Source organism: Peribacillus sp. FSL P2-0133 (assembly GCF_037975445.1).
Taxonomy (GTDB): domain Bacteria; phylum Bacillota; class Bacilli; order Bacillales; family DSM-1321; genus Peribacillus; species Peribacillus simplex_E.
Map to the genome: position 1 here is coordinate 2,822,807 of NZ_CP150254.1, position 13,973 is coordinate 2,836,779.

The window sequence follows — 13,973 nt, forward strand, 5'->3', positions numbered from 1 at the left end:
TTTTTTGCTTTAATTCAACCTGAAGATGGTACTGTTAATGAGTTTATTGTAAGACCATCTCGACAACAGCCGTAATATGTAAAAATTGCTCAGGCTAGAAAAGCATTTTTAAAAATCAATGTATTTTTGAATGATTAAATGCATGCGTAAAACTCGTAAAATACAAAAAAAGCAATTCACATGTAGTGTAATTGCTTTTTTTAATGTATGTTCGAGCTTCATGGTAGTTTATAAGTTAAAGTCTATATATCGCTTTATATTCTACAGCAGAGATTCCATTATTTTGCCCGGTTTACAACAGATATTACTTGTTTTTTACGATTGATAAAATCGTAATGGTGCTTATAATGCAGAGTGTGCCGAGCCACTCGGCAAAACCGAATGTTACATTCAGCCAGAAAACGGATATTAAAGTTGCGGATAATGGCTCAACTGAAGCTAATAAACTTACCTCTGAAGCAGAGATGAATTTTGTACTTTCCAAATAAAAATAAAAAGCAATGATCGTTCCGAAAATGATGATGAATAATACCGCTGAAAATGAAGGTAACGTCCAATTGCCTTCGAATGCCCATGGAGGATGAATCATGCTAAAGCATATGCCCCCAATCAACATGCCCCATCCCACAACAATCATTGAACCCCATCTTGAAAGGAGTTTAGAAGGCTGCAATGTATAGAATGCCAATGCAAAGGCTGATGTTATTCCCCAAAATACTGCCCACCCGGAAATGGAAAGTGTACGTATGTTTCCTCCTGTCACAAGCAAAAAAGTGCCTAAAATCGCTATGATCACAGCTACACTCACAGTAATGCTTGGAAAACGTTTGGAATGAATGGCTAAATAACAAGTGATCAGGGCCGGTGCCAAGTATTGAAGGACTGTGGCAGTGGCTGCGTTGCCATGTTCAATTGCTGCAAAATATGTGTATTGAACAGCGAGCATTCCCAAAATTGCAAAAAGGATAATTTGAAGCGCATCTTTTTTAGTTTTCCAAATCTCAAAAACTTTCAGTCTTTCATTCTTATACGCGACCCCCAATAAGATGATCCCAGAAAGCAACAAGCGTACAACAGTGAGCCACTCTGGACTGAAACCTTGCTGCTGGAATAGATATTGAGCGGCCGTTCCTGATACTCCCCATAACGCAGCGCCAGTCAGTACTAGTGCAATTCCTTTATTTCTTGAAGTTGATATAGCAACTAAAGTATCATTACTCATTTTTTTCTTCCCCACTTTTTACACGTTCCGTATGGGCTTGAATTCTAAAGTAACTTTCTTTCCAATTCTTTTCTATCACCTTAAGCACCATAGTGAGATTTCCATTTCTTAATGCCTGTATGATCTGATCATGCTCATCAATGGAAAGATGAACATCACTTACCTGATTGAAATAAAACAGTTCCATTCGTATAAGCTTTTGTTTGAGTCCTGATAGAATCCGCTTCAATTCATCATTTGTAGAAAGATTGATGTAAATGGAGTGAAAGTCATCATCTTTCTGAACTGCCATTATTTGATTTCCCTCGTCGATTGCTTTTTTCACTTCATGATTGATGGCTTCCATCTCAATTAAGTGTTTTTCTTCAATAAAATCAAAAGCCTGTTCCATAGCCAACTTTTCCAGTGTCCAAACAATGGAATATATGTTTAATACCCCTTCGAATTGAATAGGGGAAACAATAGTTGAACGACTAGGCTTAGTCTCTACAAATCCCTCATCCTCAAGCCTTAAAAGTGCTTCTCTAATGGGGGTTCTGCTTACTCCCAATTGTTCAGCTAATTCTTTGTCGCGTAATTGTTGGCCTGGCGTTAGGATTCCCTGCACAATCCAATCCCGCAAAATCATGTATGCTTCTTCACGTACAGAAGTACGTTTAATTTTATGTGATGAATTTGAATGCACCAACGGCTTTACCTCCTTGAAATACCAATATATAATATGCAATATATCACATACTGCATGCCGTTGAAATAGAAATAAGAAAGTTTTACCGCTGTATTTTTTAATTGATTTCATAATTGCTCCACCACATGGCGTAAGACTCAGTCGTGATGGTCTCGTCAACGGAGAAAGTAAAAGCCAAGAATAATAGAATTCAAACATTTTCTTTTCAAACCAAAAAGACAACACTCACAACCAGAGTGCTGTCTTTTTATTTGAGATTATCCCATCATTAATAAGTTATTCTTTTGCCCTTGGAAAGCGGAAAACTGCTAACCTTTATTTATTTTCTAAAGTAAGAACGGTATAAGAAACTTAACTCATTCTTTACGCAATAATATGTTAAATAAAACTTAAATCTTTCCCTCCATTGTCCAAAACGATTCCTTTTGCAATCTTCAAGACCCCTTCGGCATCATTGAGATTGACTAATTCAACTGGGAAGTGGGAATATCTGCGCGGTGTTGAAAGAACTCCTACTGGCATTCCTTTATTCGGGGAGTCATTCCATTAGGGTTGGTCATGTCAAAATACCAAAGAAAGACGACTTTAGTCAAACCTCTTCCCTTGCAGCAAAATTTCGATTGCGAATTCCATTCGAATTGTTTCGAATGTTTTCTAAAAAAATGTCTTGAAAATGTCTTGGTGCTGACCGCACTCATTACAGGAATATTCTATTTCTAATGCGTCTTCAGTTACTGTATGTACTGTCTCTTTTTTACAAGTTTCACAAAATCTCTTTTCGGTTATTTCTTTCATGTATCATTCACACTCCGTTTTCCCATCATTGTTTGTAGCCTTGTTAATATTATTTTGCGAATATCCTTCAGAAAAAATACCTTTTTCCTGAAGTTCCTCAAAAAGAGGGAAAAGTATTCAGAGAAAAAGGTACCAAGATATTCAATTACCCTTCGGATTCCAATACATCAAAGCGGCATGAAACGGATATTCGTATTCGAAAACTCCTTCTTTTTCCACCACATATTTATTTAGAATCGTTTTTACTTCATCATAGGAAAAATGTTCATCGAGAATTTTTGTTGTATTATCGCGAATCATTTCTTCATAGGTGGAATAGATTTTTTTACTTTTCAATTTAACGATCTTACAGTCCGCCAGTATTCCAAGTTGATACAAAACATTCAAGATGTGTATGTAATCCCGCTTTCTTAAATTGATCGTATATCCTCGTTGCTTCAATTCCATATAATGAGGTTTTTCTGGGCCGGTTGTCATACCTACAATCACTAACCGGGCTGCAGAATCATTCATTTTTAATAAGGTTTGACCGATTTCTGTCATACGGTAATAACAATTAAAACCAAATACTACATCATATCTGTCTCTTTTAGTATCACTTTCCCACTTATCATGAATCAATTCCATGTTTTCGAAACCTTTTTCGTTCGCCTGGGATTCCAAAAAACTGATAATGCTTTTGGAACTATCTATACAAGTTAGCTTCCTGACTTCTTTTGCAATATCGAATGTATAATTGCCCCATCCAGGGCCGATTTCCAAAACATGATCATCCTGTTTTAATAATGCCAATAACTCTTGCTGCACATGTTTTGCATAAGGATCCGCTTTATGTTGTTTTTTCTCTGCCACCTTGGAAGACCAAAAAGCTTCTTCTGCTGCATCATCTTTTAGCCTGTTAGGTATCTTCCCTGTATGATCTGCCATTGCCTGTTTCCAAAGTTCAATATAATCAAAATTATCGGTTTTCATCCGCACGCTCCTCAAATTATATAATTTATGTATAATAATTTTTTCTTAAACTACTCTTACCCCATAGTTGCAACAGAAAAAGAGCTGCAAATCAGCTCCTGATAATGAACAAAACCTTTTTATATTATAATCTCTCAACATATTAGAATTGGTCATACTCAACTACTTGCAGCGTTTTGTCCAAAGACTCACTGCTTTAGGGCTTTCTATTTCTCTATTTTATAGGTTCTCTTTTTAATAATACAATAAGATTATATAAAGTTTTGTTAACATTATTCGAAAAGGGGAAAGCTGACGTTTCATCCACTTCTCCCCTTCTATTATCTTATAAAAGGTTTACACGTTTTTAAAATGCTGTTGGATATAAGAATTCACTTTATCAGGCACTTCGATTTGGATAAAATGCCCGGCATTTTGAATAATGTGAACCTGTGCATGTGGGAAACCTTCTTTCTGGAGCTTGTAGGCAAATTCAAAAGGTATATAAGGATCCATCTCTCCCCAAATTATTGTGACAGGTATTTTGATCTGATTTAGTTTTTGATTGTACGATTTTACCTTTTCTATATTTCCGGAACGGTATAGATCTAAGATGACTTTACAAGATTCGGGTGTTCTAAAGACACGAAAGAAGTCTTCCAGAATTTCGTCAACTATGCTCGGAATCGTTTTCTTCAATTCAGTTTGAGCTTGGGGATCATCTGACATACGCTTCATTATTTTCTCCCCGGCATATGGTGTTCTCCAAATCTGAGCAAGTGAGTGCCACTTATAATCAACTGATATGGTTGTATTTGAAACAAAGAGACTTAGTATTCTCTCTGGATGATCACATGCCCATTTCAGTCCAATAAGTCCGCCCCAGTCATGTACAATAAGGTGGAATTTATCTAGTTTTAGTTCCCTTGTAAAATCCGATACAAACTGTTCATATCTTTCCCATGTTGAGGATTCATCAAACTGTTCACTTTGGCCGAATCCAGGGAGGTCCGGTGCAATGGTTCTAAATCCACAAGACACAATGCATGGAATCATTTCCTTCCACAAAAGGCTGGACTCAGGTACCCCGTGCAATAAAAGAACTGGGGGATCATTAACATTGCCTTTCTCGATATAAGATACCATCTTTCCATTTATTATCATTTTTTTCTTTTTCACTTTTATCTACCTCCTGTATAGAGTATTTTGAAACCTTATTAGCATTAAGCCAGGTCATAGTTCCTGGCTAGAATGGGGATTTCTTTAGAATAGACTATGGATAAAATCACTATATAGAGAGTTTAAATGGAATTACTATCAAATTCCCTCTCTCATTTCTATGTTAGTTTGCTATTTAATGCTTGTGTTTTTAGATTTTTATCCAAAGTTTATTCAAAAATGGATTTATCGTGGATATGGACTCCTTCAATTCTTTGTCCGAAATTTATTCGCTTCCAATATATAACATCAAACAGCACAACAAAAAAAGGTAAAGCCACAAAAAGGCCTTACCTCTGAAATGATTAAAACCTTTATTACTCTAAAGGTATCAAAGTTAATTGATCAATCCACTTAAATTGTACTTCCGCTCTATAATGCATGATCTAATCATTACGGGTGTTTCATCTAGTTCATTTGAATCCGTAAATGATTCAAAGTTTCTAACCCAATCTTTTCTAGGTTTTAGGTAGGTTCCTTTATTGTAATTTAGACATCTGTGGACTTTTGCTGAGTGAAAAAAAATATGAAGATGATAATGGGAATGGCTATTAGAAAGGCATTGTTTCTCGAACTTTTAATTGTAGGAATATCTGTTAATGACATTTTTACTCATTCCCTTTTAATGTAGTTAATAATTCTGGTGGTACATTATAGTGCTTCTTTACAATCGTATTAAAAAAATTATAATCTTCAATTGGCAATGCCGGAACAACTTCAGGATAACCAAAAATAGGACCGGAAACATTAATTGAGAAATCACCTGACGAAATAAATATTCCAGTCACATGTATGGCATCATTGATTAATAATATAGCTATAATGATGTCCAATATATCGATAAAAAGATTTCCCACTTGCGAGTGGCCCTTCCCTTCTAAACGATGGCCCCCAAAAAGAGGCCCACCTAATGAGAGACTAAATCTGCCTGCTCTTACAAAAACGCCAATGATTGTGATTTGTCCAGTTAATAATAGGATGGCTGTTGTAATTTCGAGATTACGCTGAAAGGAGTGAATTACTTTTTTTTCTGAATTATCTACACAGGTTTCAATCAATATCACCACTCCCCATGTAGGCATTTTATTCATATAAACGGGCAAACGTCACTGATTTGTTTGATTTTTTATATTTAAAAGTTCTATTACTGAATATATTGCTTTTTCAATTTCTTTATATCCGGTACATCGACAAATATTCGAAGAAAGCCATGTTTCAATTTTTTCAGGACTTGGGTTCCTGTCATTAAGGAGTAAAGCCTGGCAAATCATTATAAATCCTGATGTACAATACCCACATTGAAAAGCAAAATGTTCCACAAATGCTCTCTGAATCGGGGTATTCTTGAGGCCCTCTATTGTAAGGATTTCTGAATCAATGGCTTCAATGGCTAACATTAAACAGGATTTCATTGGCTGTTTATTCATTATAACCGTACAAGCGCCGCAATCTCCATTTAAACATCCAGGTTTAGCTCCTGTAAGTCCAATTTTATCTCGGAGAACATCTAGCAATATATCTGATGCCAATATATCCCTCTCATACCGTTCTTTATTTATTTCTAATTGAATGGTAATTTTTCGATCCGCCGAATGGCTATTCATGTTCCTCACCACCTATATATGACAAAATGTATGAAAGGGTATTTTCTAAAACAAATAATCTATATTCATTGGATCCTTCTATATCGTTTAAAACAGGAGTTGGTAAAAACTCAAAAGAGGTTAAAATTCGATCTTTAAAAGATAAACTCTTATCATTTAGTTTGTTTTCCATTTGAATTGACCGAAAAGGATATGGGCATACCCCGCTGAATGCAAATCGAATAAATCCTTCTTTTTTTAATGAGGCAACTGTTAAAAGCGGATATCCCGTTTTCCATTGCTGCCTTTTCTTTACACTAATGTGTTTAGCTTTCAGATAATCTTTTTCTGTTACAATTTGTACGAGAAATTCCCCTTCGTCAAGTCGTAGCTCTTTATGGAAAACTTCATTAATAAATTCTTTCCTCGTTCCTTTTGGTCCTGCAATAATGACAGTACTATCTGATAATAAAAATGGAAGAACTGACTCTCTATAAAAAATTTGACCACATATGTTTCCACCTATAGTGATTTTATTTCTTGATGTATAATCAGCAACTTCTTTTGAAGTATCCGCTAATAGCGGAAATAGCCTATTTTCTTCGATTGCGCGTAAACTCAATGTTGAGCCAATGATCAGTTCTTGGTGTTTAAACCCGAATGCATTGCATTCGGGAATCCCTTTTAAATCAATAATCGCATCGGTGTATATAAAATTTAAACGTCCTAATGTTAAAACTTCAGTCCCTCCACCATAATACATAGGTTTTTTTTCTTGTAATTTTAATAGTTGATAAAGTTCAATCGCCTCTTTTATCGATTGAGGTTTATAATAATCAAAATTATAAGGTAACATTACGCTCTTCTCCCTCTCTTCCCCCTCCAAATGAGTTCAGGAAGTAATGGCAACTGGTTCAAAGGAATCCCAGCAGCCAAAGATAAACTGTTACCTAAAGCAGCTGGCATACCAAGAAGCCCATGTTCTCCAAGGCCCCTTGCGCCATATGGGGCATCTAAGTGTGGTGTTTCTACAAATTCACAGATATATTCAGGGTTTTCTCCATACCTTAACGGTCTATAGGTTCTGAGTTGAGGGTTTAATACTCTGCCAAGGTGATCGAAATAGAATGTTTCACGCCCACCAAATGCTATGCCCATGCTCATTGCACCCATTATTTGTCCTTCTGCAGTTTTTTGATTCAGAACCTTTCCTGCATCAATGACAGATATTGCCCTTACTATCTTGTAAGTATATTCATTTATGTCATACTCTACTTCTACCCCTTGTGCGCCAACAGTCCATTCAGGACCTGGTCTGCCCGCACCTGTATTGGGATCTAAATTTGTTATATGTGGTATGGTATATTGCCCTCTACCGATGATTTGTCCTCCAATTGTGCTTCCGTCAGGATATGTATACCCATACACTAGCCGTTTGAAAGGAATTTCTATATTCGGTTCCCCTTTCATAAAGACCCTTTCCTGGCCAAGGACGATGTCTTCAATTGGAGCTCGTAATACACAAGAAGCAAGTTTCTTTATTTGTAAAAGAGCATCTTCCACAGCTTGAATCGCAGCCCTTCCTGCCATTAATGTTCCACGGCTTGCTACCGTTTTCCAATGTTCTGGAGTATTTTGTGTATTTACCTTCATCTGAACGTTTACACGATCAATTGAGACCTTTAATTTATCTGATACAATCTGTGCTAATATCGTTTTCGTTCCTGTACCAATTTCTACTAGTCCTGAAATAAGGTTTACACTGCCATCAGGGTTAAAGGTTAAAATGACACCAGATCCAGCGTTGGTATCGATCGTTGAAGTTTTCCATATACAAGCGATCCCTTTTGCCCTTATTATCTTGTCGTTTATTTTAACTAACTGGCCCTCTTCCCAATTCATTTTTTTCTTAAGTACTTGTATGCATTTAGGAAGATTACCTACCGTGCTTGAATTTAATTTAACTTGTGTTGGGGTGGAGTTCCCTGGCAGTATCGCATTCATTTCACGAAGTTCAAGTGGATCCATTCCAAGCTTTTTTGAAAGAGAATCCATAGTCCGCTCAAAAGCAAACAGAACTTCTGAATGGGCGAAACCTCGATAAGGCGAGGCATATGGATGATTTGTATACATACAGAGAGAGTCACACCAAATATTTTCTATATTGTAAGGTCCGGTGCAATCTACAGCTCCAGCACGGCTTAGATCTGTAGCTTTGTCGGCATATGCTCCCCCGTCCCATAAATACGTCAGCTCTGCGACCTTTAGCAAACCAGATTGTGTACAACCTAATTTAATGGTAGCATCTAATCCAATATGACAAGGTGATGTCAAAATATCCTCTTCACGACTATTTTCAACTTTTACTAGCCTGCCATTAACGGCCTTTGACGCGATATAAGCTAATAGTTCAAGTTGGACCGAGGCTTTACCACCGAATGCCCCTCCAACAAGTGGAGTGTTTACTATGACGTTTCCAATTTCAACATCAAAGTAATCACTTATCAAACGCTTGATCATGAAGGGAGCTTGAGAAGAAGAAGTGATAATGATCTTATCATCTGAGTGAATTTCCGCTAATGAACATCTTGTTTCCATGGCTGCATGGTCGGAGGGGGAAAAAGAAAACTTTTCCTCAATAATGATTTCGCTCTCTTGCCAACCTGTTTTTCTGTCACCTTTTCTGATTTTGGTTCGATTTGCTATATTTGTGCCTGGCTCGGGAAATACCTCGGATATTTTTTTATAGGTGTCTAAATCTGGGTGGAGTAGAGGGGAATTGGGATTTAAGGCTTCCGTTGGTGAATTGACAACGGCTAAAGGTTCATAGATAACTTGAATATTGTCAGCTGCAATCTCTGCTTGTTTCATTGTATCAGCAACAACAAGTGCTACTACTTCTCCATGATAGCGGACTTTATCTTGAGCTATGGGGTACCGATCCCTGATTTCTTCTCCTGTTAGTGGTAAATTCCCACCTGTTATGATTGCACGAACGCCTGGAACTTTTTCAGCTTTGGTTAGATTAATATTTTTAATAAGGGCATGTGCATAAGGACTAATTACCTTTTTAACATGGAGAATTTTTACTTCTTCGCGGTCTCCTGTGTAAATCGCCTGCCCAGTCACCTTTTCCCAGGCATCTTTTCGAGTTACCCCTTTTCCGATAATATCCATATAGTCTCCTCATTTTCATTATTATTCTTATTTAATTGTTATTTAATGGTTATCTATTTTGTTTTTCCAAAAAAGATATTCTTTCATATTATCAATATCAACAAACCATTTTTCCACATAAAAAGGAACAAGTATCCCCTTTTCTCTCTTGGCCATTAGAATCTGTCTTGCGCCTCGGTCTCCTCGTAAAAGGTGAATGTCGGAAAAGAGATCTTTGTCAATAAGTATGGGAGGTCGTATACAACCATAAAAACTAGAGGCAACAAAGGAGTAATTAGGGTTTCTTTTGTATATTTCGATGAGTTTGTTTATCATATTTGTTGTTATAAAGGGCTGATCAGCAAGTAAAATTACTACGGCGTCCGAATGTATGTTGTTTGCTGATCGTATACCTGTTTGGAGTGAATGGGATTGACCTGCTTCAGGTTCTTTAATTTCGACCGTAATTATTTTTTCAGAACAAAAACCAGATAAATCTAGGTGGTTTAAATGATTTGAAATAATGATAATATTGTTAAGTTCAGATAGAACCGCTTTTTCTAATCCCCATCTTCCCATTTCTTTATTTCCTAATGGCAATGCTAATTTATTTATACCCATTCGATAACTATTTCCAGCGGCCAGGTATACCCCAGTTATTTTCATTCGGAATGTCCCTTCATTCTTTTATGCTGAATTAATTCGGCTATAATGCTAACTGCAATCTCGAAAGGGCCCTTAGCTCCAATTGATAAACCGATCGGTGAGTGTATATTATTAGGGGGGTTCATGTCAAATAAACTGGCTGTACGTTTTTTGGAACCTAAAACGCCTATATAGGGTAATGACTGATTCATCATTAGTGAAAGTATTTCTTTATCTCTCTGAAAGTTATGAGTCATGATGATAACATAATCATCTTTTTTAAAAGATAATTGTTCCATAATTTCAGTTGGGAATCCTATAATATGGCTAACTGCGTCGGGTATATTATTTTCGTTACAAAGCTCGGACCTCCAATCGCAAACAGTAACTAAAAACCCTATTGAGGTAGCCATAGTAACAACTGGATATACATCACATCCAGCTCCAAAAATGATTAAACGCGGTTTAGGTATAAACTTTTGCATATAAATAAAGCTAACATCATTATCTTTGTGTTCATTATTATTCTCATCCTCTGGCCGGAAAGAAGACCCCAATAAGTTCCACTCATCATCTAACTCAATTTGATGGACGATTACCTTAGCTTTTTTAATGGAAGCCAAGACATATGAAAGATTTTCTTTTAATTTATGGTCCACATACTCCAGTAATATATATATAGTTCCGTTACAACCTGTTCCAATTCCCCATTCTAGATCTTCATCACGTTCCATGTGATATACAAAGGTCTCTGTATTTTTCCTTTCAAACACTCTGCAAGAATGAAGAATAAGATCTTCCTCGATACACCCAACACTAATAACGCCTAAAGAAGTACCATCTTTTTTTATAAGCATGGAGGTACCTTCACGCAAGTATGCTGAACCTTCCACATGAATGATGGTAGCCAATACACACTCCATGGATGTCGATTGAATCTCTTCAAGGATAGTATACATTTGATTCACTTGTCTTCCCCCTGGTCTTCTATGAGTTCATTCATTCTATTAATATCATTATGTTGATTTATAAAAAAAATGTGTTTATATAGAAATAGAATTATTCTAGTGCGGACTGAACACATGGGAAATGTGGTTTTTCTTGAATTGTGCTTTAGAGGTTCACAGTCATTTAATCCTTGTATGCAAGAGAGTGTCTCATTCGATGGTTTAAAAAAAGGGGAGGGATATAAATGTATTCCTATTTTATTGGTAAACAAAAAGGAGCAAAAATTTTGCTCCTGCATCCAATCTTATTTGTTTTCCTTTTGAATAAATTTTATTTTTTCGATAAAGCAGACCAAGTATTTTCTAACCAATTATCAAAATCTGCCCCTTTTTCACCCTCATAGGTATCATATATATCCATTCTCATTTTCTGAAGTTTCTCTTTGAATTCAGTATATGAGTGATTTTCTGGTAAACTCTTCTTGATCCTTACTAAGATTTTGGTTAATCCTTTAACCAATTCGCCCTTTTTCCTTGGTGGCAATTGGACATCTTCGCCTAATCTTTTCAGTTGACGGTATGCAGCCTCTTGAACTTTATATACAGAATCACTATTCATAATATGTGTGAGAATATCGATTACTTGTTTATTTTTTGACTGACCTAACTCTTCGATCGCATCTAAACGTTCTCTCCAATTAGATTTGCGATTGGCAGATTTTTTTAATTCCTCATAGTTGGCAGGTAACTCGATACCTTTTGTTTCTTTATTATTCAAATGAATCATTTCTCCTTCTGTCTTTATGTAATCCGGATATCAAAATGTTAATCCGATACTACAATAATCCCATTACCAAGAATGGTTTATTCCATTCTTCATTATACCCGTTTCCATATTTTAATATAGTTTTATTTCTTAATCATCTGCTGTATCTTCAATCAGTCGGGTACCGGGGGCGATGCTTTGCTTCTAAAAACTTCCCTGCACCTATGCTCAATAAGTAACTTCATCTTTAAAGGGCATAAATTCTGCATGGATTCATGCCCCAATTGTTGACTATGAAGTAAGCTTTTCTTATTATGTTGTAAAAACAGACAATAATAGCACAAATCTAGTCCACGTAATGTTTTTTATAATCTGGATGGATAGAAAATTTTTTACGTAAATTAGCGAGGTTTACACCAAAGCTTTCTTCTAAAAGTTCTCTATGTTTCTCTATGATTTCCATGAGATACAAATCATGAATCATGACTTCTGTAATGGGCATTACCAAACCTACATGCATGGTCCATGCTGCACGGCTATCTTTACCAAGCGAGACAATACCTGCTACTACTTCTGAATCATCTCCACTAATAACAAGCCATCGTCCACCATACTCTTCTGTAATTTCATGCCCCATATAATGGAGGTAAACATTAGCAAAATCACAGACGATTTCCCCATAGGCAATAATTGTTACATTGACTCCTTTATTTGCAGCCTGTCTTAGTTCAGACTCTAATTCTTCGAACTCGTCTTCCCAAATCTCTAAGAGTATTCTTTTTTTAGCAGATAATATACAAGCTTTTACCTTATCAAGTATTTCATTGCGTCCCATGATATTCCAGATGTTTTCACGATCATTTGCAGAACGTTCAAACTCCGCTAATGATTTTTCTGCCAGTTCAAAATTTTCTTCTGCTTTCATGCGGCGGTTTTTTATTAGCTCCCTTGCAGGAACGGGAGTATACTGGGGTGTGTTTCCAGGACTAACCAGAATATCTCCTCTTATTGCGAGACTGTCCAGAATTTCATATATTCTTGAACGTGGTACACCGGAGTTTTTTGCAACTGCATAACCTGTTAATGGCGATTCTTCCAATAAGGCAAGATATGCTTTCGCTTCATATTCGGTAAAATTTAGATTTTTTAATGTGTCTAAAATGTTTTCTTTCATAAACCCTCCACACAACCGTAGTTGCTACCTTTGTAACTAATATTTTAGCAAAATCTGTTGACGATTTCCATTTTCATCTAATATACTTACATAAGTAGTTACTTTAGTAACCACTATTGAAAGGAAGGGAGAAGTAGTATGGATAGCTTACTTACATACATATCAATAGTTGCAATGATGGTTATTATACCTGGAGCAGATACAATGCTATTAGTGAAAAACACACTAAGCTATGGTCCAAAAGCTGGGCGCTATACCGTTCTCGGAATGGCAACGGGACTTTCTTTTTGGACGCTTATTGCCATTCTTGGACTATCTGTTGTCATCGCAAAGTCTGTGATTCTGTTCAGTACAATCAAATATTTGGGAGCCGCCTACTTAATTTATTTAGGGATAAAAAGTTTTTTTTCTAAAAGCGTTTTTTCCTTAAAAGAAATTCAAGCACAAGCAAATACACCTACGAAGTATTCAAGCCGGCATAATAAAGATTCCTTTATGCAAGCATTACTTAATAATATTCTTAATCCAAAGACCGTTTTAGTTTATATAACAATCATGCCTCAATTTATCAATTTGAACGGAAATGTAAACCAGCAATTGATTATATTAGCCTTCATCTTAACCTTACTCGCTGTATTGTGGTTTCTTTTTCTTGTTTTTCTAATTGATTACGCAAAAAAATGGATGAACAACTCTAAATTCCAGAAAGCATTCCAAAAATCAACTGGCTTAATTTTAATAGGTTTTGGCATAAAAACAGGAATTTAAGTTCATTTACTTACACATCTAATTTGATTCTATCCGTTCAGAAAATTGAACGGTTTTTTT

Annotated in this window: 13 protein-coding genes; 1 reads left to right on the top strand and 12 read right to left on the bottom strand. The window is 36.1% G+C overall.

Features of this window, described 5'->3' with window-relative positions:
- Positions 1–304 precede the first annotated feature (304 nt).
- From MKY17_RS13575 to MKY17_RS13630, 12 genes are all read right to left on the bottom strand, one after another.
- The gene (locus tag MKY17_RS13575; protein WP_144529186.1) at positions 305–1,222 is read right to left on the bottom strand and encodes an EamA family transporter; all 918 of its coding nucleotides are present in this window, start codon (positions 1,220–1,222) and stop codon (positions 305–307) included.
- A complete protein-coding gene (locus MKY17_RS13580) occupies positions 1,215–2,021 on the bottom strand; it encodes a GntR family transcriptional regulator (protein ID WP_185150923.1) in 807 nt (268 codons plus the stop codon). The genes MKY17_RS13575 and MKY17_RS13580 overlap by 8 nt, the downstream gene beginning before the upstream one ends.
- 825 nt (positions 2,022–2,846) lie before the next feature.
- Complete coding sequence (locus tag MKY17_RS13585; RefSeq protein WP_098372367.1) at positions 2,847–3,677, bottom strand: methyltransferase domain-containing protein; 831 nt, start codon at positions 3,675–3,677, stop codon at positions 2,847–2,849.
- Between the two features lie 336 nt (positions 3,678–4,013).
- On the bottom strand, positions 4,014–4,835 hold the full coding sequence (locus MKY17_RS13590; protein WP_339202231.1) for an alpha/beta hydrolase: 822 nt from the start codon (positions 4,833–4,835) through the stop codon (positions 4,014–4,016).
- A 647-nt stretch (positions 4,836–5,482) separates the two neighbouring features.
- Positions 5,483–5,932, bottom strand: a complete 450-nt coding sequence (locus MKY17_RS13595; RefSeq protein WP_339202233.1) for a hypothetical protein — start codon at positions 5,930–5,932, stop codon at positions 5,483–5,485.
- A 48-nt stretch (positions 5,933–5,980) separates the two neighbouring features.
- Positions 5,981–6,478 carry a (2Fe-2S)-binding protein gene (locus tag MKY17_RS13600; protein ID WP_098372369.1) on the bottom strand — a complete coding sequence of 166 codons (498 nt, stop codon included), beginning with the start codon at positions 6,476–6,478 and terminating at the stop codon, positions 5,981–5,983.
- A complete protein-coding gene (locus MKY17_RS13605) occupies positions 6,471–7,313 on the bottom strand; it encodes an FAD binding domain-containing protein (protein WP_339202235.1) in 843 nt (280 codons plus the stop codon). Before MKY17_RS13605 ends, MKY17_RS13600 begins: the two co-directional genes overlap by 8 nt.
- Positions 7,313–9,634: a xanthine dehydrogenase family protein molybdopterin-binding subunit gene (locus tag MKY17_RS13610; RefSeq protein WP_339202237.1), complete on the bottom strand. Its 2,322-nt coding sequence runs from the start codon at positions 9,632–9,634 to the stop codon at positions 7,313–7,315. The genes MKY17_RS13605 and MKY17_RS13610 overlap by 1 nt, the downstream gene beginning before the upstream one ends.
- A gap of 42 nt (positions 9,635–9,676) precedes the next feature.
- On the bottom strand, positions 9,677–10,279 hold the full coding sequence (locus MKY17_RS13615; RefSeq protein ID WP_339202239.1) for a nucleotidyltransferase family protein: 603 nt from the start codon (positions 10,277–10,279) through the stop codon (positions 9,677–9,679).
- Positions 10,276–11,217, bottom strand: a complete 942-nt coding sequence (locus MKY17_RS13620) for an XdhC family protein (protein ID WP_339202382.1) — start codon at positions 11,215–11,217, stop codon at positions 10,276–10,278. Before MKY17_RS13620 ends, MKY17_RS13615 begins: the two co-directional genes overlap by 4 nt.
- A 319-nt stretch (positions 11,218–11,536) precedes the next feature.
- Positions 11,537–11,983, bottom strand: a complete 447-nt coding sequence (locus MKY17_RS13625) for a HEAT repeat domain-containing protein (RefSeq protein ID WP_179891112.1) — start codon at positions 11,981–11,983, stop codon at positions 11,537–11,539.
- A gap of 334 nt (positions 11,984–12,317) precedes the next feature.
- Positions 12,318–13,145 carry a TrmB family transcriptional regulator gene (locus MKY17_RS13630; protein WP_339202243.1) on the bottom strand — a complete coding sequence of 276 codons (828 nt, stop codon included), beginning with the start codon at positions 13,143–13,145 and terminating at the stop codon, positions 12,318–12,320.
- A gap of 138 nt (positions 13,146–13,283) precedes the next feature.
- On the opposite strand from MKY17_RS13630, the gene MKY17_RS13635 reads away from it, so the two are divergent.
- On the top strand, positions 13,284–13,913 hold the full coding sequence (locus MKY17_RS13635; protein ID WP_098372376.1) for a homoserine/threonine efflux transporter: 630 nt from the start codon (positions 13,284–13,286) through the stop codon (positions 13,911–13,913).
- Positions 13,914–13,973: the final 60 nt, after the last annotated feature.